General features: G+C 73.1%; 16 protein-coding genes. 9 read left to right on the forward strand and 7 right to left on the reverse strand.

Annotation, left to right across the window (positions count from 1 at the left end):
• The first annotated feature begins 2 nt into the window (after positions 1 to 2).
• The 3 genes from cydD (at position 3) to HN013_RS08750 (ending at position 6548) form a co-directional block, all read left to right on the forward strand.
• Positions 3 to 3578 (forward strand): thiol reductant ABC exporter subunit CydD, encoded by a 3576-nt coding sequence (gene cydD / locus HN013_RS08740; RefSeq protein ID WP_171164813.1) that lies wholly within the window; start codon positions 3 to 5, stop codon positions 3576 to 3578.
• 9 nt (positions 3579 to 3587) lie between these two features.
• Entirely contained in the window at positions 3588 to 5297 is a 1710-nt protein-coding gene (locus tag HN013_RS08745; RefSeq protein ID WP_398978899.1) for a GAF domain-containing sensor histidine kinase, read from the forward strand.
• Between the two features lie 120 nt (positions 5298 to 5417).
• Positions 5418 to 6548, forward strand: a complete 1131-nt coding sequence (locus HN013_RS08750; RefSeq protein WP_171164815.1) for a M23 family metallopeptidase — start codon at positions 5418 to 5420, stop codon at positions 6546 to 6548.
• 20 nt (positions 6549 to 6568) lie between these two features.
• Here the strand turns inward: HN013_RS08750 and HN013_RS08755 are convergent, their stop codons facing one another.
• Positions 6569 to 7459: a Cof-type HAD-IIB family hydrolase gene (locus HN013_RS08755; protein ID WP_171164817.1), complete on the reverse strand. Its 891-nt coding sequence runs from the start codon at positions 7457 to 7459 to the stop codon at positions 6569 to 6571.
• A gap of 351 nt (positions 7460 to 7810) precedes the next feature.
• Entirely contained in the window at positions 7811 to 8722 is a 912-nt protein-coding gene (locus HN013_RS08760) for an LLM class flavin-dependent oxidoreductase (protein WP_171164819.1), read from the reverse strand.
• 96 nt (positions 8723 to 8818) lie between these two features.
• Between HN013_RS08760 and htpX the strand changes: the two genes are divergently transcribed.
• Together htpX and HN013_RS08770 are read left to right on the forward strand one after the other, a co-directional pair.
• Entirely contained in the window at positions 8819 to 9760 is a 942-nt protein-coding gene (gene htpX, locus HN013_RS08765) for a zinc metalloprotease HtpX (RefSeq protein ID WP_283247527.1), read from the forward strand.
• A gap of 157 nt (positions 9761 to 9917) precedes the next feature.
• Complete coding sequence (locus HN013_RS08770) at positions 9918 to 10502, forward strand: PspA-associated protein PspAB (RefSeq protein WP_171164821.1); 585 nt, start codon at positions 9918 to 9920, stop codon at positions 10500 to 10502.
• Between the two features lie 46 nt (positions 10503 to 10548).
• On the opposite strand, the gene HN013_RS08775 is transcribed toward HN013_RS08770, so the two are convergent.
• Positions 10549 to 11121: a PadR family transcriptional regulator gene (locus HN013_RS08775; RefSeq protein ID WP_171164824.1), complete on the reverse strand. Its 573-nt coding sequence runs from the start codon at positions 11119 to 11121 to the stop codon at positions 10549 to 10551.
• Positions 11122 to 11247: 126 nt separating this feature from the next.
• Here HN013_RS08775 and HN013_RS08780 point away from each other — a divergent pair, with 126 nt between their 5' ends.
• Positions 11248 to 11799, forward strand: a complete 552-nt coding sequence (locus tag HN013_RS08780) for a hypothetical protein (RefSeq protein WP_171164826.1) — start codon at positions 11248 to 11250, stop codon at positions 11797 to 11799.
• Positions 11800 to 11815: 16 nt separating this feature from the next.
• On the opposite strand, the gene HN013_RS08785 is transcribed toward HN013_RS08780, so the two are convergent.
• The 4 genes from HN013_RS08785 to HN013_RS08800 all read right to left on the reverse strand — a co-directional run bounded on the left by HN013_RS08785 (position 11816) and on the right by HN013_RS08800 (position 16824).
• Complete coding sequence (locus HN013_RS08785) at positions 11816 to 12928, reverse strand: MerR family transcriptional regulator (RefSeq protein ID WP_171164828.1); 1113 nt, start codon at positions 12926 to 12928, stop codon at positions 11816 to 11818.
• 40 nt (positions 12929 to 12968) lie between these two features.
• On the reverse strand, positions 12969 to 13919 hold the full coding sequence (locus HN013_RS08790) for a metal-dependent hydrolase (protein WP_249374839.1): 951 nt from the start codon (positions 13917 to 13919) through the stop codon (positions 12969 to 12971).
• Positions 13920 to 14173: 254 nt separating this feature from the next.
• The gene (locus tag HN013_RS08795; RefSeq protein WP_171164830.1) at positions 14174 to 15970 is read right to left on the reverse strand and encodes an SDR family oxidoreductase; all 1797 of its coding nucleotides are present in this window, start codon (positions 15968 to 15970) and stop codon (positions 14174 to 14176) included.
• Complete coding sequence (locus HN013_RS08800; protein ID WP_171164832.1) at positions 15967 to 16824, reverse strand: M24 family metallopeptidase; 858 nt, start codon at positions 16822 to 16824, stop codon at positions 15967 to 15969. Before HN013_RS08800 ends, HN013_RS08795 begins: the two co-directional genes overlap by 4 nt.
• Positions 16825 to 17030: 206 nt before the next feature.
• On the opposite strand from HN013_RS08800, the gene HN013_RS08805 reads away from it, so the two are divergent.
• The 3 genes from HN013_RS08805 to HN013_RS08815 are packed head-to-tail and all read left to right on the forward strand — an operon-like array spanning position 17031 to position 19853.
• Positions 17031 to 18056 carry an ABC transporter ATP-binding protein gene (locus tag HN013_RS08805; RefSeq protein ID WP_171164834.1) on the forward strand — a complete coding sequence of 342 codons (1026 nt, stop codon included), beginning with the start codon at positions 17031 to 17033 and terminating at the stop codon, positions 18054 to 18056.
• Complete coding sequence (locus HN013_RS08810) at positions 18046 to 18945, forward strand: ABC transporter permease subunit (RefSeq protein ID WP_171164836.1); 900 nt, start codon at positions 18046 to 18048, stop codon at positions 18943 to 18945. The genes HN013_RS08805 and HN013_RS08810 overlap by 11 nt, the downstream gene beginning before the upstream one ends.
• Positions 18942 to 19853 (forward strand): ABC transporter ATP-binding protein, encoded by a 912-nt coding sequence (locus HN013_RS08815; RefSeq protein WP_171164838.1) that lies wholly within the window; start codon positions 18942 to 18944, stop codon positions 19851 to 19853. Before HN013_RS08810 ends, HN013_RS08815 begins: the two co-directional genes overlap by 4 nt.
• Positions 19854 to 19865 lie beyond the last annotated feature (12 nt).

Raw genomic sequence — 19865 nt, forward strand, 5'->3', positions numbered from 1 at the left:
ACATGAAGCCCGTCGACCCCCGGCTGCTCCGCCACGCGTCCGCGACCCGGTTCTTCCTGGCCGCCTCCGTGCTCCTCGGACTGGCCGGAGCCGCCCTCGTCATCGGCCAGGCGATGCTCATCGCCGAGACCGTGACGGGCGCCTTCCGGCACGGGCGCACCGCCGGTGACCTGGCCGTGCCCCTCGCCCTGCTGGCCGCGACGGCGGTCGGCAGGGCGGTGGTCGCCTGGCTCACCGAGCTCGCCGCGCACCGGGCGGGCGCCGCGGTCAAGTCCCAGTTGCGCACCCGGCTGCTCGCCCACGCCGCACGGCTCGGCCCCGGCGCGGTCAACACCGGCGAGCTGACCACCCTCGCCACCCGGGGCATCGACGCGCTGGACGACTACTTCGCCCGGTACCTGCCCCAGCTCGGTCTCGCGGCCGTGGTGCCGGTCGCCGTCCTCGCCCGTATCGTGACCGCCGACTGGCTCTCGGCCCTGGTCATCGTCCTCACCCTCCCCCTCGTCCCGCTGTTCATGGCTCTCATCGGCTGGGTCACCCAGTCCCGGATGGACCGTCAGTGGCGCCTGCTGTCACGGCTCTCCGGGCACTTCCTCGACGTCGTCGCCGGGCTGCCCACGCTCAAGGTCTTCGGCCGGGCCAAGGCCCAGGCCGAGTCGATCCGCGCCATCACCTCCGACTACCGGCGCGCGACACTGCGCACCCTGCGCATCGCCTTCCTCTCCTCCTTCGCCCTGGAACTGCTCTCCACCCTGTCGGTCGCCCTGGTCGCGGTGGGCATCGGCATGCGGCTCGTCCACGGAGAACTCGACCTCTACACCGGTCTGCTGGTGCTCGTCCTGGCGCCGGAGGCGTATCTGCCGCTCCGCCAGGTGGGCACCCACTACCACGCGGCGGCGGAAGGACTGGCCGCCGCCGACCAGGTCTTCGCGGTGCTGGAGACCGCACCGGCCCCCGCCGGCACCCGGCCCGCCCCGGACGCCCGTGGCGCGGTGCTCTCCGTCGACCGGCTCGTGGTCCGGCACCCCGGCCGGGACCGGCTCTCCCTGGCCGCTACCTCGTTCGAGGTGCGGCCCGGGGAGACGGTCGCCCTGACGGGCCCCAGCGGAGTCGGCAAGTCGACCCTGCTGAACGTCCTCCTCGGCTTCGAACGCCCCACGAGCGGGCGGGTGTCGATCGGCGGCACGGATCTGTCATCGCTCTCCCCCGAAAGCTGGCGGGACCAGGTGGCCTGGGTCCCGCAACGGCCCCATCTCTTCGCCGGCACGGTCGCCGAGAACGTCCGGCTGGCACGGCCGGACGCCACCGAGGCACAGGTGCGCGAAGCACTCCGTGCCGCCGGTGCCCTCGACTTCGTCTCCATGTTGCACCACGGCACTGACACTCGCCTCGGCGAGGACGGCGCCGGGCTCTCCGCCGGGCAGCGCCAACGCCTCGCGCTGGCCCGGGCGTTCCTCGCCGACCGGCCGGTCCTGCTGCTCGACGAGCCGACCGCGAACCTGGACGGCGAGACGGAGGCCGCCGTGGTGGAGGCCGTCCGCCGCCTCGCCGAGGGCCGGACGGTGCTGCTGGTGGTGCACCGGCCGGCGCTCCTGGCGGTGGCGGACCGGGTGGTCCGGCTGGAGCGGCACGCGGAGCGGGACCCGGACCGGGACCCGGAGCGGCACGCAACCGTCCGACCCGGAGCAGCGGACGCCCGGCACGGCGGGGACCCGGAGAGCCGGCGTCGTGGGGAGGCGGTGATCACCGGTGCAGTGCCTCGGGAGACCGCCCCCGCCGGCCCCCGGGAGGAGACCGGAAGGCCCGCGCAAGCGGCGCCCCTCGCCCGTGTCCGCGCCGAAGGCCGTCCCTGGCGCGGCCGCTTCTGGCTCGCCCTCCTCCTCGGCAGCCTCGCGCTCGGCAGCGCGACCGGTCTGATGGCGGTCTCCGGCTGGCTGATCTCCCGCGCCTCCCAACAGCCGCCCGTCCTCTACCTGATGGTCGCCGTCACCGCGACGCGCACCTTCGGCATCGGCCGTTCCGTCTTCCGCTACGCCGAACGTCTCGTCTCGCACGACGCGGTGCTGCGGGCCCTGGCCGGACTGCGGGTCTCCGTGTACCGGCGGCTGGAGCGGCTGGCCCCCGCGGGGCTGCGGGACGTCCGCCGCGGCGATCTGCTGTCACGACTGGTCGGTGATGTGGACGCGCTCCAGGATTACTTCCTGCGCTGGCTGCTGCCGCTCGGGGCGGCCGTCGTCGTGGGGGCCGCCTCCGTGGGCTTCACCGCCTGGCTGCTGCCGGAGGCCGGCGCGGTGCTCGCCGCCGGGCTGCTGACCGCGGGCGTCGCCGTGCCCGTACTGTCGGCGGCCGTCGCACGGCGTGCCGAGCGTCAGCTGGCGCCCGTGCGAGGTGAGTTGTCCGATCATGTGGTCGGCCTGCTGTCCGGCACGGCCGAACTGACGGTCGCGGGCGCCCTGCCCGCCCGGCTGGAGCGGCTGCGCCGGGTGGACGCCGCCCTCACCGGCATCGCCCGCCGGGCCTCGTCCGCCACCGCGCTCGGTTCCGGCCTGTCGGCCCTGGCCTGCGGCCTGACCGTGGCGGGGACGGCGTGGGCCGGAGCGGCCGCCGTGTCCGCGGGACGCCTCGGCGGGATCTGGCTGGCCGTCGTCGTCCTGCTGCCGATGGCCGCGTTCGAGGCGGTGACCGGGCTTCCGCTCGCGGTGCAGCACCGCCAGCGCGTGCGCCGCTCCGCGGAGCGGGTGTACGAGGTGCTGGACGCCCCGGAGCCCGTGCGGGACGGCACGGAGCCCGCGCCGCCGACCCCGTTCCCGCTGCGGCTGTCCGGGGTGTCCGCCCGCTACCCGGGCCGCGCGGAGCCCGCCCTGCGGAATGTCAACCTGGAGTTGACGCCGGGGCGCAGGGTCGCCGTCGTCGGCCGGTCCGGGGCGGGCAAGACGACCCTTGCCCAGGTGCTGCTGCGCTTCCTGGACGTCGAGGCCGGCACGTACGTCGTCGGGGGCCGGGACGCGTCCCGGACGGACGGTGACGCGGTGCGGCGGCTGGTGGGGTTGTGCGCGCAGGACGCGCACATCTTCGACAGCTCCCTGCGCGAGAACCTGCGGCTCGCGCGCCCCGGCGCGAGCGACGCGCGACTGCGCGAGGCGCTGGCGGAGGCCCGTCTGCTGGACTGGGTCGACTCCTTGCCGCGGGGGCTCGACACACCGGTCGGCGAGCACGGTGCCCGACTGTCGGGCGGTCAGCGGCAGCGGCTGGCGCTGGCCCGCGCCCTGCTGGCGGACTTCCCGGTGCTGGTGCTGGACGAGCCCGCCGAACACCTGGACCTGGTGACCGCGGACGCGCTCACCGCGGACCTGCTGGCGGCCACGGAAGGTCGGACGACCGTGCTGATCACGCACCGGCTGGCAGGGCTGGAGGCGGTCGACGAGGTGATCGTCCTCGACGGCGGCCGGATCGTGCAGCGAGGTACGTACGGGGAACTGGCCGAGGCGGACGGAACGTTCCGGTTGATGCGGGAACGGGAAGAGATGGAGAGCGGCATGGTGCATCCGCCGCTTTCCCTGGCAAAAGGTACTTATTAGGCTCTGGGTATGCCCGCCACGGAAGAGCCCACCGGTCCCCCGCGTCCGACGACCACGCCGTACGGGCCGCTGGACCCGCTGGCCGTCGCGACGGAGGCCACCCGCAGCCTCCAGGGCATGTCCACCGAACTGACCGGGCGGGTGCCGCAGCTGCTGGAGGCCATGCGGTCGGTCGGCACCGGGCTGGAGCTGCACTCCACCCTCGACCGCATCGCCGAGACCGCCGCCGAGCTCGCCGACGCCCGCTACGCCGCCATCGCCGTCACCGACGCCGCCGACCCGTCCGGCGAGGGCCTCGCCGACTTCGTCACCTACGGCCTTCCCGGTGAACCGGACGGTCGCACCGGCGAACCGGCCGCCGGCCGGGGTGTCCTGGACGCCCTGCTGCGCCGTCCCGGCCGGCCCGTTACGGCCGGCACGACGGGCGAGGTCCTGGGCGTCCCGATCCGCGTCGAAGGCGAGATCTTCGGCAATCTCTACCTGGCAGGGAAGCGCGGCGGCGGTGAGTTCGGCGTCGCGGACCTCCACATGGTGAAGATCCTCGCGACCGAGGCAGGCATCGCGATCGGGAACGCGCGCGTGTACGAGGAGGGCCGCCAGCGCATGCGGTGGATCGACGGCTCGGTGGCCGTCACCACCGCACTGCTCTCGGGCGGCGACGCCGAGGACGCACTCGCCGTCGTCGCCGAGCAGGCACGCCGGCTCGCGGAGGCCGACGCGGGCATCGTGCTGCTGCCGGACGGCGAGGGCGGGCTGGAGATAGTGGTCGTCTCCGCCGACGATCCGGCGGGGCTGCTGGGGACGGTGATGCCGCCGCATAGTCCCGTGGCGTCCCAGCTCCTCGCGGGCGAGCCGGTGTTCATCGACGACTCCGCCACCGACCCGCGCATGATCACGGAGGTGGCCCCGCGCTTCGGCCCGAGCATGCTGCTGCCGCTCAAGAGCGGCGGACGGGTGCTGGGCACCCTGGCCATCCCGCGCCGCAGGGGCGCGCGGACGTACACGGCCACCGAGCGCACGCTCGCCACGCAGTTCGCCGCACAGGCCGCGCTCGCGCTCGTCCTGGCCGAGGCGCAGCGCGACCGGGAGCGGCTCGCGGTCTACGAGGACCGCGACCGGATCGCCCGTGACCTGCACGACCTGGTCATCCAGCGGCTGTTCGCGACGGGCCTGCTGCTGGAGACCGCGCAGCGCAAGGCCGTGGTGCCGGACGTGCGGACGACGGTTGCCCAGGCGGTCGACGAACTGGACGTGACCATCCAGGAGATCCGGACGGCGATCTTCGCCCTGCAGCAGGGGCCGGCCGAAGCGCCCGCCGGGCTGCGGACCCGCGTCCTCCGGGAGATCGGCACGGCCGCCGTGCCGCTGGGCTTCCAGCCGTCCGTGAACTTCGTCGGCCCGGTGGACGCCAAGGTGGGCGAGGGCACGGGGAAGAATCTGATCGCAGCGCTGCGGGAGGCCCTGTCCAACGCCTTCCGGCATGCCCGGGCGACGCGCATCGAGGTGGTCGTCGACGCGACGGTCCGGCTGCCGGACGGCCGCGAGGCGGTCCGGCTCACGGTGGCGGACGACGGGATCGGCATCCCGGAGGGCGGTCGGCGGAGCGGGCTGCGGAACCTCGCCAAACGGGCGGAGTCGCTGGGCGGCTCCAGCTCCTGCGGCCCCGGGCTGGGAGAGGAGGGGCGCGGGACATGCGTGGTGTGGGAGGCGCCGCTGTGACGGTGGCGCATTGGTGTTCGACAAGGGGCGTCCGGGACACGCCCCGGGGACGGCCTCCCGTCCCCTGAACGGTCCCCCTGCGGAAGCGGACCCGCCGGATGCCGGGTCAGGATCGCGTCCATGCGGCGATTTCAGCGTCCCGACCCCGGCGACCGCCGGCCGCGCCCGCGCGGGCCCGGCCGCCGCGCGTGCCGCGACGGATGCGCGGTCCTCTGCGCGCTGGGCGTCGTGGTGACGCCGGTTCTCGCGTCCCAGCCGCCCGCCTCCTACGCGGCTCCGGGCCGGCTCGCCCGCGCCACCTCGGAGGTGTACCGCCTGACCAGGGAGGAGGCCCTGGTCAAGGAGCGCTACGCCCGGGCGCTGCCGGCCGCGCGGGACCGGAAGCGGGAGGTCCGCCGGCTGGCCGACCGGCTGAGCGGGCTGCAATTCGTCTCCGGAGTGCTGCGGGAGGACGCCGGGGCCGCCGCCCGCGCGCAGTACCGGACCGGCGGCTTCACCGCCCGGGAGAGCCTCCAGGTCCTGGACGACCCACTGGAGCTGCTGTCCCTCCAGGAGGACGACACCGGCCGCCGGGAGCGGCTGGCCCGGCGGCTGAGCGAGACCGACGACCGGAGCAGGGCCCTGGCCGCCGAGGCGCGGGCGACCGCGTCCTCCTGGCACGCGCTGGACCAGGACGTCGCCCGGATGCGGACCACGCTGGACACCGTCGGCGGCCGGCTGACCGCGGCGCGCGGCCGGCTGGACGCGCTGGCCGCCGCCGCCGTGGCCGGAGGCCGCTGCGAGGCGGCCGACCGGGACGGGCTGGACGCGGACGACGCGGCGCGGCCGGACGGGGACCCCGACCGGGACGGCTGGACGCGGCCGGTGCTCGGCTACCGGCTCTCGGCCGGGTACGGCGGCTCCGGCGCGAACTGGGCCGGCACGCACACCGGCCAGGACTTCGCCGTGCCCACCGGCACTCCGGTGCGCTCGGTCGGGCCGGGGACGGTGGTGGCGTCCGGGTGCGGCGGCGCCTTCGGCATCAGCATGGTGATCCGGCACCCGGGCGGCTGGTACTCCCACTACGCCCACCTGGCGACACCGTTCGTGGCCCCGGGACACCGGGTGCGGCCGGGCGAGTGGATCGGCCTGTCCGGGACCACGGGAAACTCCACGGGGCCGCATCTGCACTTCGAGATCCGTACGACCCCGGAGTTCGGGTCCGCCGTCGATCCGGTGGAGTGGCTGCGCCGGCGCGGCGTGGGGCTGTAGCCGGCCGGGTCCGCCGCAGGTCAGGGGCAGCCGTGCAGGATCTGCTCGATGACCGCGGCGACGCCGTCGTCGTTGTTGGCGGCGGTCCGGTGCGTGGTGGCGGCCAGTACCTCCGGGTGGGCGTTGGCCATGGCGTAGGAGGTGCCGGCCCAGCCGAGCATCTCCAGGTCGTTGGGCATGTCGCCGAAGGCCACCACCTCTTCGGGCGCGATGCCGTGTTCGGCGCAGTAGCCCGCGAGCGTGCTGGCCTTGCTGACGCCGGGGCCGCTGATCTCCAGCAGCGCGGTGGGGCTGGAGCGGGTGAACGAACCGTGGTCGCCGGCCGCGGTGCGGGCCCGGGCGAGGAACGCGTCGGGGGCGAGCTCGGGGTGGTGGGCGAGCAGCTTGAGGATGGGGCCGCAGGAGTCGCCGCCCTCCGTGGGCGCCTCCGCGGCCAGGAATTCCTCGGCGGGGGCGATGACCGCCGCGGGGTCGAGCTGGAAGGGCGGGTACTGCGGCTCGTAGTGGAAGCCGGTGGTGCGTTCGACGGCGAACGAGGAGCCGGGGACGGCGGCGCGCAGCGCCACGACGATGGCCAGGGCGTCGGCCCGCCCCAGCGGTCTGACCTCGACGAACCGGCCACCGTCCCGGAGGTCCACGACAGCGGCGCCGTTCGCGCAGATCGCCAGGCCGTGGCCGTGCACATGGGCGCTGACCACGTCCATCCAGCGTGCCGGGCGGCCGGTGACGAAGAAGACCTCCAGCCCCGCCGCCTCGGCGGCGGCCAGCGCGGCGACGGTCCGGTCGGACACCGTCTTGTCGTCCCGCAGCAGGGTGCCGTCGAGGTCGGTGGCGATCAGCCGGGGTATCGGGGCTGTCCGGCCGGCGGCCGGGGTCTCGGGCTGCTCGGTAGCTGAAGTCACGGTTCCCATTGTCGGTTACGCGGTGGTGCCGGGCGCCCGGGTGGGCGGGGCGCCGTGTTTTTGAGCCAGCGCGCCGGAGCGGCCGGTGGCGGGGCGGGGGTGTCCGGTGGAAAGCGCAGGTGGCGGGGGGTGGAGGCGGTCGTGACGGCGAGGCGGTCGCCGCGGAGGGCAGACCCCTGCCCGGCAGCCCGGCAGCCCGGCGGTCCCGGTGGTGGACCGGGGGCGCGGTTCCTCGGCTCCGGGAGTGCGGCCGGGCGGCCGACGGCGGTCGAGGCTGCGGCCGGCGTTCGGATCTGCGGCTTCGGGGTCTGCGGTGTTGGCGTCCGCGGGTTGGGGCCTGCGGGGTTGGGGCCCGCGACGTCACTCGCCCAGCTGCGCCAACGCCTTTGTGGCGATGCGCTCGAAGACGGCCTGGTCAGCGGCGAAGTCCGAGTCCGGGATCGGCCAGTGGACGACGATCTCGGTGAAACCGAGCTCGAAGTGCCGGCCCGCGAAGTCGACGAACGCGTCGAGCGATGCGAGAGGCCGGTTCCGGTCCGGGGTGAAGCCGGTCAGCAGGATCTTGTCGAGCTCGGAGACGTCACGGCCGATCTCCGCACAGGCGGCGCCCAGCTTCTCGATCTGGCCCCGGATGGCGTCCCGGGACTGCTCGGGGGTCCCGCTCTCGAAGAGCTTCGGGTCTCCCGTGGTCACCCACGCCTGCCCGTGCCGCGCGGCCAGCCGCAGGCCGCGCGGGCCGGTGGCGGCGACGGCGAAGGGCAGCCGGGGGCCCTGGACGCAGCCGGGAATGGTGCGGGCCTCGACCGCCGAGTAGAACGTGCCGTCGTGGCTGACGGCGCCCTCGGTCAGCAGCCGGTCGAGCAGCGGGACGAACTCGGCGAACCGGTCCGCCCGCTCCTTCGGCGACCAGGGCTCCTGGCCCAGGGCCGTCGCGTCGAACCCGCTGCCGCCCGCGCCGATGCCCAGGGTGATGCGCCCGTCCGAGACGTCGTCCAGCGTGATCAGGTCCTTGGCGAGGGTGACCGGATGCCGGAAGTTCGGCGAGGTGACCAGGGTGCCCAGCCGTATCCGGTCGGTCGCGGCCGCGGCGGCGGTCAGGGTGGGGACCGCGCCGAACCACGGGCCGTCCCGGAAGGTCCGCCACGAAAGGTGGTCGTAGGTGTACGCCGTGTGGAAACCGAGCTCTTCCGCGCGGCGCCACTGGTCGCGGCCACCCTCCCGCCAGCGGTTGACGGGCAGGATCACGGTGCTCAGACGGTGCGAAGTAGCCATGGTCCAGAGCCTACGGCGGCGCCGGTCCGGGACGGCCGGCGGAACGGAAATCGGCGGAATGGGGGAGACGAGAGGGAGAATCGTGACAGGGAAGCCTTGCCGGGGAGCTACCGCGACATCTGGGAGGCCACTGTGCGGGAGAGCACTCGATTCACCCCCGACCGCGGGCTGACCACCCGCATGGTCAGCACGATGTTCCTGATCGGACTGCTCTACGTCGTGTTCGTCGGCGTGCTGATCGTGCTGCTGCGCGGCGCGTGGCCGATCATCCTGGTCCTGGCCGGAGGGGTGTTCGTCGCCCAGTTCTGGTTCAGCGACCGCATCGCCGCCTTCGGCATGGGGGCACGTGAGGTCACCCCTCGCGAGGCGCCCGAGCTGCACGGTGCCGTGGACCGGCTGTGCGCGCTGGCGGACATGCCCAAGCCGCGGGTGGCGATCGCCGACAGTGATGTGCCCAACGCCTTCGCCACCGGGCGCAACCGGAAGAACGCCCTGGTCTGTGCGACGACCGGGCTGCTGCGTCGGCTGGAGCCGGAGGAACTGGAGGGGGTGCTGGCACACGAACTCAGTCATGTGGCGCACCGGGACGTCGCGGTGATGACCATCGCCTCCTTCCTGGGCGTCCTGGCCGGGCTCATCACCCGCGTCGGGCTGTGGGGAGGGCTGCGCAGGGTGGGGGGCCGGGACAGCAACACCGCGCTGCTGATGGTGGTGATTCCGCTGGTCAGCGCCGTGGTCTACGTCATCGGGTTCCTGCTGACCCGGATGCTGTCGCGCTACCGGGAGCTGTCCGCCGACCGGGCGGCCGCCCTGCTGACGGGCCGGCCGTCGGCACTGGCGTCGGCGCTCACCAAGGTCACCGGGGAGATGGCCCGGATTCCCACCCGTGATCTGCGGCAGGCCGAGCCGTTCAACGCCTTCTGGTTCGCGCCGGCCTTCTCCAAGGAGACCCTGAGCAGCCTGCTCTCGTCGCACCCCACGCTGGAACAGCGGCTTGACCAGCTCGGGAGGATCTCGGTACGGCTCGGACAGGCGTGAGGGCGGACGCGCGGGGCACCGGGGACGGGGACGGGGGCGAGGGCGACGGCAAACGCGTGATGTGCCGGGGTCGTGCGGGACGACGGGCCGTGGGGCGGGGACACAGGAGGAGGCGCCGCGGGGCGTCGGGCCGCGGGCGGGAAGGAGTCTCGGAACAGTGGGTTTCCTCGACGTCATCCTCGGGCGCTCCAAGCCGGTCCGCCCCGATCTCGACCGGCTCTTCGCCCTGCCCTCGGCCGCCCTGACCCTTGAGGCGGGCGCCGGAATGGAGCCGACCGGGCTGGGGTCGGTCTGCTTCGCCAGCGTGGAGGGCGGCGCCTTCGGCACGCTGCGGGAGGACGTCAGGCAGTTGCTGGACACGGATACCGGGGGCGGCGGGGTGCCCGTCGAGTTCAGCCGGGACGCCTACGGGTACACCTGGCTGCTCACCCGGCACGCGCCGGACGACACCCCTGCCCTGGTCAATGATCTGCACGCGGTCAACACGCTCCTCCAGGAAGGCGGGTTCGGACCTCAGCTGCTGTGCTCGCTGATGAGCTTCCGGGACGCCGACGGGCGCCGGCTCGCCCTCGTCTACCTCTACAAGCGCGGCACCTTCTACCCCTTCGCGCCCCTGCGGGGCACGGAGGAGCGGCGCGACCACGAACTGGAGCTCCAGACGCGGGCGTTGCTGGAGGACGACCTGCGGATCGAGGGCGACCTGAGCCGTTGGTTCCCGGTGTGGGGCGCCCCGGGGCTGTGACGCCGGAGGGGCGGCGGGGGGCAGGGGCGGCGGGGTGGTGGACGGGTCAGCTCACCTCCTCACCGGCCGTGGCGTCGGCCGCGGCAACGGCCGTTCCGTGGGGTCGCTTCGCGTACTCCTCGGCCGCCCAGCGGGCCCATTCCTCGCGCATCGCGCTGAGACGCATCCCGTATTCCAGGGCGAGACGGCCGTTGAGGGACAAGGAGCCCTCGTCCCACTCGATCTCCTGCTCCAGCTCCTTGAAAGCGCCGTGCTGGCGTGCCGCGCGCTCGGCCTCGCCGTGGAGATAGGTGACGGCTTCGAGCGGGGTGAGCTGGTCGAGGAAGAACACCCTCAACAGGGCGTCGCTGCGCATGCGGTGGCGGGGTTTGGTCTCCGTCAGCCACTGGTGCAGCTCGGTGCGGCCGTCATCCGTGATCGCGTATTCCTTGCGGCCGCGAGGGCCTTCGGAGGCGGCCTCCAGCAACCCTTCCTTCGTCAGCTTCGCCAGCTCGCCGTAGACCTGGCTCTGGGTCGCGGACCAGGCGTTGGCGAGTGAGGTCTCGAACATCCGCATGAGGTCGTAGCCACTGGCGGGGTGGTCGGCCAGCAGGCCCAGTACCGCGTGTCTCAGGCTCATGTCCCTCACTCTACATTCCACTATTGACATGTCAAGACTGGACTCTGTATCTTCGACATGTCAGAATAGGAATGTCGCCGGGCGGGCCGGTGGCCACCGTCACCCACGACCGGGCCAGGAGACTCCATGAACTATCTGCGCGGCTTCATCGCCTGGATCGCCTTCGCGATCGTGTCGTCGTACGACTGGCGATGGGGTGCCGCGGCCGCCCTGGCTGTGGCCGTCGGCCTGCTGGTCCAGGACCTGCGCTCCGGGGCGACTGCGGATTCGCTGATACTGGAGCAGAGTTCGGTGCTCTTCTTCGCCGTTCTCACGGTGCTGGGCTTCAGCTGTCCGGACAGTGCCCTCGGCACGTACTCGGGTGTCCTGTCCCTCGGCTGGCTCGCCCTCACCGCCTGGGGCACCGTGGTCGTCGGGCGGCCCTTCACCTCGGGCATAGCCAAGCGGCACGCCCCTCAGGCCGTGTGGGGGACGGCGTTCTTCCGCCGGATGAACGTCGTGATCACGAGTGTCTGGGCCGCGGCCTTCACGCTGTCCGCCGTCGCCCTGGCCGCCGTCCGGGCGGAGGGCCTCGGCAGCGGGGTCTCCATACCGGTCCAGATCGCGGGCTTCGTGGTGCCGGCGATGTTCACCGCGCGCTACCGCGAGAGCGTCCGCGCCCGTCGGGTCGCGCAGTAGCGGGCGGTGGTCACGCCTACGCCTCGCGCCTCAGGCCCCCCGGCTCACGATCCGGGTGCCGGCGCGTGGCGAGGGTATCCATCGTGCGGGCCCGGACCTCGCGTTCGGCGGCGGCGGCGATGAACGCCGCGGTGTTGTCCGGGCCGGTCAGGGACTTGACCGCACGGACCGTTGCGGTGGGCAGCCGGACCGTCGTCCAGACGTCGTCCGGGAACTCCGGGGCGGGCAGGGGAGCACCGCCGGGGGCGCCGGTCGCTGGGCCGCCGGGCACCGGGGCACTGGCCGACGGAATCTCGGCCGCCGGATCCCCCGTCAACCGGGCGCCGGGTACCAGGCCACTCTCCGCCGGCTCACCGGCCGCCGCAGCTCCGTGGGCCACTTCTCCCAGGTGGCGCCGGAGGTTGCGGACGGCCAGCGTGCGCATGGCGCGGGCGAGTTCGGCGTCCACGGTCTGCTGGGCGAGAGGGCGCAGGCGGCGGACGAGGTCGGCGGCCTGGGCCGCCTCCTCGTCGGTCGGAGGATGGTCGAGATAGGGGCGGAAGACGTGTTCGGTGGTGAAGTCGAGAAAGCGACCGGCGATGTGCTCGACCTGGGCGCGTACCTCCCGCAGGTGCTCGGAGATGGCGAGCAGGGGCACCCCGGCCGCGTGCAGTTCGGCGGCCACGGCCAGTTCCTGGGGGCTCGGGGCCAGGAAGGTGTCCGGGGAGCCCGGGACAGGTTCGAGGACGCCCAGTTCTACGGCGTCCTCGACGGCGGACTCGTCCGGGGCGCCCCCGAACCACTCGGTCAGTTCGGCGCGGGTGACGCGCACGGCCTGCTCGTCCGACCAGGGGCCTTCCACCTCGGCGACGAGTCCGAGGATCCCTCCCAGGCCCCGGCCGGCGTCCCAGGCGTCGAGGAGCTCCTTGATGCTGGCGAGCGTGTAACCGCGGTCGAGGAGGCCGCTGATCTGCCGGAGGCGGAGCAGGTGGGTGTCCCCGTAGACGTTGGCCCGGCCGCGTCGCTCGGGTTTGGGGAGGAGGCCCCGGTCCTGGTAGGCGCGGATGGTGCGGACCGTGGCACCGCTGTGGTGGGCCAGGTCCTCGATCCGGTACGCCAGTTGTTCGCTCAAGGGTCGCTCCTCACACATACCGCACAGGGCACCGCCGTTCCTCGGGAAGCCGCTGCCCCTAGGAGACGGCAGCCTCACCCGGGGTGTCCGGGGTGTCCGGGGTGTCCGGGGCGTCCGGTCGCCGGCCGGGTGTGCTCGCCGTGCCCCGGGCCGCGGGTGAGACCGCCAGGTAGGCGACGGCCCTGCTCAACGATCCTTCCTGGGAAGGATGGTACGAGCGCCGGAGGTAGCGGGGGATGGCGGCGCCCAGCTCGCGCCAGGTGGGGAGCAGCCCCTTGTCCACGGCGCGCTTGTGGTGGCGCAGCGTGTAGCGGATCCGTTTGGCGAGCCGGGGGTCGTGGCGGATCAGGTAGGCGGCCCCGCGTCCCCACAGGTACGTCAGGATGGGGGCGGTGATGGCCATGCCCAGCACGCGCCGGGCATAGCGGCCAGGCTCCTCGCCGCCGCAGTGCTGGTACATGTCGAAGGCGACCGACCGGTGCTCCACCTCCTCGGCGCCGTGCCAGCGCAGCAGGTCGAGCATCACCGGGTCGGGCAGCGCCCGGTCGAGCTCCTCCGCGCGCAGGACCCAGTCGCCCAGGACGGCGGTGAACTGTTCCACCGCGGCGATGACCGACAGCCGGAAGCGCAGCCACTCCCGGTCGGTGACCGGCAGGCCGAACGGTGGCTTCTCGCCGAGCAGCACGTCGAAGAGGAAGTCGACTTGACGGGTGTAGGGGGTGGTGTCCAGGTTCTGGTGGGCGAGGTGGTCGAGCACGTAGGAGTGCTGGACGCTGTGGGTGGCCTCCTGCCCCATGAAGCCCTTGACGTCCTTGAGCAGTGCCGGGTCCCGCACCAGGGGCAGGGCCTCCTTGAAGACCTTGACGAACCACCGCTCCCCGGCGGGCAGCAGCAGGTGCAGGACGTTGATGACGTGCGTGGCGGTCGGTTCGTCGGGTATCCAGTGCAGCGGCGTCTCACGCCAGTCGAAGGAGACGCGCCGGGGCGTTATGCGGTAGTCGGAGGTCATGCGGGGGTTCCTCCTTCGAGGTTCATGAGGTGCCGGGGAGGGGAGAGGGGGCAGGGTGCGAGGGGCCGGGATCCGGGTGTCCGTGTGGAGGTCGAAGGGGTTGGGGGCCGGGGCCTGAGGGGCCTGAGGGGCCTGAGGGGCCTGAGGGGCCTGAGGGGCCTGAGGGGCCTGGAGGCGAAGCTCGGTCTCCCGCAGCTCCGCCCCGACTCACCCGGCTCACCCAGCTCACCCGGGCCACCCTCCCCAGCAGCCCCTCACAGGCGGGGTTCGACCCGTGCGATCGCACGCCGCAGACGGGGGGCGAAGCGGGACACGAGGCGCAGGCCGTGGGCCTCGGGGGTCGCCGGGACGACGGCGAGGTCGTCGTGCACAGCGCGGAGAATCGTTTCAGCAACCCGTTCCGGCGGGTAGTTGCGCCGTCCGTACAGCCGGGTCGTCCGTTCCCGGAGCCGGTGTTGTTCCTCCTCCGGGACGCCGGTGAAGAGAGTGGCGGAGGTGATTCCGGTGGCGACGATGCCGGGGCAGACGGCGGTGACGCCGATGCCCTGGTCGCCGAGTTCGGCGCGCAGGCATTCGGAGAGCATGAGTACCGCGGCCTTGGAGGTGCTGTAGGCGGCGAGGGTCCGGGAGGGCTGGAAGGCCGCGGCGGAGGCGGTGTTGACGATGTGTCCGCCCTCGCCGCGCTCGGCCATCTGCCGCCCGAAGATCCGGCAACCGTGGAGAACACCCCACAGGTTGACGTCCAGGACCTTGCGCCAGGCGTCCGGCGGAGTGTCGAGGAACGCCCCGGCGACACCGATCCCGGCATTGTTGACCAGGACGTCCACCACGCCGTACGCGTCGGCGGTGCGGGCGGCCAGCTTCTCCATCGCCCCCTCGTCGGAGACGTCGACGCACTCGGCCCACGCCTCGGGCGCCCCGAGCAGGCGCGCGAGCTCGGCGGTGCGCGTCGCGCCCTCCGCGTCCCGGTCCACGGCCACGATCCGGGCACCGGCCTCGGCGAAGGCGAAGGCGGTGGCCCGGCCGATCCCGCTCGCCGCGCCCGTCACCAGCACCAGGCGGCCGGCGAAGCGCTGCGCGTACCGGTCCCGCCCCGCCGCGGCGGCTCCGGACGGGCGGGGCACCGGGCCCGACGCACCCTCCTCCTGGTGGGTGACGAAGTCGGCTGTCCAGTCGGCCAGTTGACCGGGACGGGTGCGGGGCACCCAGTGCCCGGCCCGGAGGGTGCGCCGCACCAGGCCGGGGGCCCAGCGTTCCAGGTCGTCGTAGAGCCGCTCGGACAGGAAGGGATCACCGGTGGGCGTGATCAGCTGCACCGGGGCGTGCGCGTAGGCGTCGGCGCGCGGCCGGAGCATCCGCTCCCGGACGTTGTCGCGGTACAGCCAGGCGCCGTGCGCCGCGTCGGTGGGCAGCGAGGCGGTGGGGTAGGAGCCCCGAGGCACCTTCTCGGTCCGTTCCAGGAGGGCCGGCCACCGCCTGCCGAGCGGTCCGCGCCAGAGGAGCTCCGGCAGGACGGGTGTGTGCAGGGCGTACACGTACCAGGACTTGGCGCTCTGTCCGAGGAGCTGGGCGGTCCGGCGCGGGGTGGGCCGGGCGGCGCGTTCCTTGATCCAGTGACCGAAGTGGTCGAGCGAGGGCCCCGACACCGAGGTGAAGGAGGCGATGCGGCCCTCGGTGCGCCGGACCGTGGTGAACTCCCAGCCCTGCACGGACCCCCAGTCGTGGCCGACCAGGTGCACCGGCGCGTCCGGGCTCACCGCGTCCACGACCGCCAGGAAGTCGTCGGTCAGTTTCTCCAGGGTGAAGCCGCCGCGCAGGGGGCGCGGGGCCGTCGACCGGCCGCAGCCGCGCACGTCGTAGAGGACCACGTGGAACCGGTCCCGGAGCCGGAGGGCGACCGGCTCCCACACCTCCTTGCTGTCGGGGTAGCCGTGGAGCAGGACGACGGTCGGGTGCGCGGCGTCTCCCAGCTCGGCGACGCACAGCTCCACCCCGCCCGAGCGCACCCGGCGCTCCCGCGCCCCCTCGATCCCCGTGCCGAAGGCGTTCATCGTCCGGTTCCCTCCTGCCGTCCCTGTCCGCGCCGCACGTGCGGCAGATCGTCGTCGAGCCAGAACGCGCTCTCCTCGGGGTCCCGGGAGTCCGTGACCACGAGCAGTTCCTCGAACTTCACGCCCGTGCCGCGGAACCCGAGGTGCGGTTCGACCGCCCACAGCCCGGGTGTGGGCGGGTGGTCGGAGAAGCGGTACGGGCTCCACAGCGGGGACCAGCCCTCCCGGTGGCCGTGCAGCAGGTCGGAGGCCAGCCCCTTCAGGGACTGGGTGCCGAAGCCGAAGAGGCGGGCCGAGCGGCGCCGGTCCGGCACCCGGCCGACCTTGTGGGCGATGACCCCGAAGGGATAGGCGCGGTGCCGGTTGGCGTATCCCTGGTGTGCCATGAGCCGGTCGACGTCCTCGTAGATCGCGCGCAGCGGGCGCCGTTCGCGGATCTCGCGCAGGACGAGGTCGCGGTGGGCCAGGAGGTCGTCGAGCATCCGGGCGTGCAGGGGGTCGGGGCCGAGGCAGCCCGAGTAGCCGACGTCGGCGGTGAAGCCGCGGTGCACCGGGGCCAGGTCGAGGACGAACGGCATCCCGGGCTCCAGCCGCCGTCCGGTGGGGAAGAACTGCGTGGGCACCCGGAAGCCGGTGAAGGCCGTGCGGTCCCCGAACCAGGCGAAGGGCAGATGGAACCAGTCACGCACCCCCCGTCTCCGGAGCCACTCCCGTTGCAGCCGGGCGGCGTCCCGCTCGGTGACGCCCGGGGTGAGCTGCGCGGCGACGGCCTCGGCGCAGTCGTAGGCCAGGCGCTGCACGGCGCGGAAACCGGCCAGGTCCTGGGTGACGTGCGGTGCTGCGGCGGTCCTCATGGCACAACCGTCCCTGCCGGTGCGGAAGTTGACATTGATGAATGTGACAATCTTCGGAGGCTGCGTCAAGGGGTGCGACCGCACCTCTCAGGACACGTGTGGACCGCGGGTCCCTGACACCCACTCCCGTCCTTTCGGCCCATCCCCTACGGGGAGGTCAGACCGGAGGACGACGCGCAAGCCCTCATCTGGACTGACGCGATGATGTGGTCCGCGCCACTACCGTCGATTCCGTGACTGTGATCGCCACCGAAAGCCTCAGCAAGCGGTACCCCAGGGTGACCGCGCTCGACCGGCTCTCCGTTGACATCACTCCGGGAGTGACCGGTCTGGTGGGTGCCAACGGTGCCGGCAAGTCCACATTGATCAAGATCCTGCTGGGGCTCTCCCCGGCCACCGAGGGGCGCGCGGAGGTGCTCGGCCTGGACGTCGCGACGCGGGGCGGCACCATCCGCGAGCGCGTCGGCTACATGCCCGAGCACGACTGCCTGCCGCCCGACGTGTCGGCCACCGAGTTCGTCGTCCACATGGCGCGGATGTCCGGCCTGCCGCTGACCGCCGCGCGCGAGCGCACCGCGGACACCCTCCGGCATGTGGGCCTCTACGAGGAGCGCTACCGCCCGATGGGCGGCTACTCGACGGGCATGAAGCAGCGGGTGAAGCTGGCCCAGGCCCTCGTCCACGACCCGCAGCTCGTCCTGCTGGACGAGCCGACGAACGGCCTGGACCCGGTCGGGCGCGACGAGATGCTCGCCCTGATCCGCCGGGTCCACACCGACTTCGGGATCTCGGTCCTGGTCACCTCCCACCTGCTCGGCGAGCTGGAGCGCACCTGCGACCACGTCGTCGTCATCGACGGCGGCAGACTGCTGCGCTCCTCCGCCACCAGCGACTTCACCCAGGCCACCGGCTCGCTCGCGGTCGAGGTCACCGACAGCGACACCCACCCGGACGGGACGGGAGCGCTCGGCGCGGCGCTCGCCGCCGCCGGGCTCGCGGTGCAGCAGGCCACCGGCACCGGCGGCTACGCGGCGGCGGGCGCCGGGCACGTCCTGCTCGTCGACGTCACCGGCGACGAGACGTACGACGTCGTCCGCGACGCCGTCGCCGGGCTCGGGCTGGGGCTGGTGCGCATGGAACAGCGCCGGCACCGCATCGCCGAGGTGTTCCAGGCGGACGGCGGTCCGCACGACGACAGCGCGCAGAAATGGGGCACCTCCGATGCCGCCTGAGACCACGGTCACGCCCGCGCAGGACGTGATCCACAACATCGGCTACCGCCCGTACTCCGGTCCCCGCCTGGGCCGTGCCTACGCCCGCCGCGCGCTCTACTCGCAGAGCCTGCGCGGCGCCTACGGCCTGGGCCGTTCGGCGAAGTCCAAGGTCCTGCCGATGACGCTGTTCGCCGTGATGTGCGTACCGGCCGCGATCATCGTGGCGGTGGCCGTCACGACGAAGATGGACAAGCTGCCCCTGGAGTACACGCGGTACGCGATCCTCCTCCAGGCCGTCGTCGGCCTCTACCTGGCAGCCCAGGCGCCGCAGTCGGTCTCCAGGGACCTGCGCTTCAGGACGGTCCCGCTCTACTTCTCGCGCCCGGTCGAACGCGTCGACTACGTGGTGGCCAAGTTCGCCGCGCTCGCCTCCGCGCTGTTCCTGCTGACGGCGGCGCCGCTGCTCATCCTCTATCTGGGCGCCCTGCTCGCCAAGCTGGACTTCGCCGCCCAGACGAAAGCCTTCGCCCAAGGACTGGTCTCCGTGGCCCTGTTGTCCCTCCTCTTCGCCGGCATCGGCCTGGTCGTCGCGGCGCTCACCCCGCGCCGCGGGTTCGGGGTCGCCGCCGTGATCGCCGTCCTCACCATCTCGTACGGTGCCGTGAGCACCATCCAGAGCATCGCCCTCAGCCGCGACAACACCGACGTCATCGGGTGGCTGGGCTTCTTCTCGCCGATCACCCTGATCGACGGCGTGCAGACGGCGTTCCTCTCGGCCACGTCCAGCTACCCCGGCGGCCACGGGCCCGGCACGGGCGCCGGAGTGCTCTACCTGGTCGTCGTCCTGGGCCTGATCGCCGGCTCGTACGGCCTGCTCATGCGCCGCTACCGAAAGGCCGGGCTGTGACCAGCATCCATATCGACAACGTCTCCCGCTGGTTCGGCAACGTGGTGGCCGTCAACGACGTCTCCATGACGATCGGCCCCGGCGTCACCGGCCTGCTGGGCCCCAACGGAGCGGGCAAGTCCACGCTCATCAATATGATGGGCGGTTTCCTGGCCCCCTCCACCGGCACGGTCACCCTCGACGGGACGACCATCTGGGGCAACGAGGAGATCTACCGTCACATCGGCGTCGTCCCCGAGCGCGAGGCGATGTACGACTTCCTCACCGGCCTGGACTTCGTCCGCGCCAACGCCGAGCTCCACGGGCTGCCCGCCTCCGCGGCCCAACGGGCGCTGGCGACGGTCGAGATGGAGTACGCGCAGGACCGGAAGATCTCCACGTACAGCAAGGGCATGCGGCAGCGGGTGAAGATGGCGTCCGCCCTGGTGCACGACCCGACCGTGCTGCTGCTCGACGAGCCCTTCAACGGCATGGACCCCCGTCAGCGCATGCAACTGATGGACCTGCTGCGGAAGATGGGGAGCGAGGGGCGTTCGGTCCTGTTCTCCTCGCACATCCTGGAGGAGGTCGAACAGCTCGCGGCCCACATCGAGGTCGTGGTGGCCGGGCGGCACGCGGCGTCGGGCGACTTCCGCAAGATCCGCCGGCTGATGACCAACCGGCCGCACCGCTACCTCGTCCGCTCCAGCGACGACCGGGCCCTGGCCGCCGCCCTCATCGCCGACCCGTCGACGTCCGGCATCGAGGTGGACGTCCAGGAGGGCGCCCTGCGCGTCCAGGCCATCGACTTCGCCCGGTTCACCACCCTCCTCCCGGCCGTGGCCCGCGCGCACGGCATCCGCCTCCTCACGGTCTCGCCCTCCGACGAGTCCCTGGAATCGGTCTTCTCCTACCTCGTCGCGGCCTGAAAGGAGGCATCG

It is taken from the genome of Streptomyces sp. I05A-00742 (genome assembly GCF_013055795.1).
Lineage (GTDB): Bacteria > Actinomycetota > Actinomycetes > Streptomycetales > Streptomycetaceae > Streptomyces.

What these genes read in the sequence shown, in the direction of transcription:
- cydD (WP_171164813.1), top strand. Translation starts at nt 3, where the DNA reads ATGAAGCCCGTCGACCCCCGGCTGCTCCGCCACGCGTCCGCGACCCGG.
- HN013_RS08745 (WP_398978899.1), top strand. Translation starts at nt 3,588, where the DNA reads ATGCCCGCCACGGAAGAGCCCACCGGTCCCCCGCGTCCGACGACCACG.
- HN013_RS08750 (WP_171164815.1), top strand. Translation starts at nt 5,418, where the DNA reads ATGCGGCGATTTCAGCGTCCCGACCCCGGCGACCGCCGGCCGCGCCCG.
- HN013_RS08755 (WP_171164817.1), bottom strand. Translation starts at nt 7,459, where the DNA reads ATGGGAACCGTGACTTCAGCTACCGAGCAGCCCGAGACCCCGGCCGCC.
- HN013_RS08760 (WP_171164819.1), bottom strand. Translation starts at nt 8,722, where the DNA reads ATGGCTACTTCGCACCGTCTGAGCACCGTGATCCTGCCCGTCAACCGC.
- HN013_RS08775 (WP_171164824.1), bottom strand. Translation starts at nt 11,121, where the DNA reads ATGAGCCTGAGACACGCGGTACTGGGCCTGCTGGCCGACCACCCCGCC.
- HN013_RS08780 (WP_171164826.1), top strand. Translation starts at nt 11,248, where the DNA reads ATGAACTATCTGCGCGGCTTCATCGCCTGGATCGCCTTCGCGATCGTG.
- HN013_RS08785 (WP_171164828.1), bottom strand. Translation starts at nt 12,928, where the DNA reads ATGTGTGAGGAGCGACCCTTGAGCGAACAACTGGCGTACCGGATCGAG.
- HN013_RS08790 (WP_249374839.1), bottom strand. Translation starts at nt 13,919, where the DNA reads ATGACCTCCGACTACCGCATAACGCCCCGGCGCGTCTCCTTCGACTGG.
- HN013_RS08795 (WP_171164830.1), bottom strand. Translation starts at nt 15,970, where the DNA reads ATGAACGCCTTCGGCACGGGGATCGAGGGGGCGCGGGAGCGCCGGGTG.
- HN013_RS08800 (WP_171164832.1), bottom strand. Translation starts at nt 16,824, where the DNA reads ATGAGGACCGCCGCAGCACCGCACGTCACCCAGGACCTGGCCGGTTTC.
- HN013_RS08810 (WP_171164836.1), top strand. Translation starts at nt 18,046, where the DNA reads ATGCCGCCTGAGACCACGGTCACGCCCGCGCAGGACGTGATCCACAAC.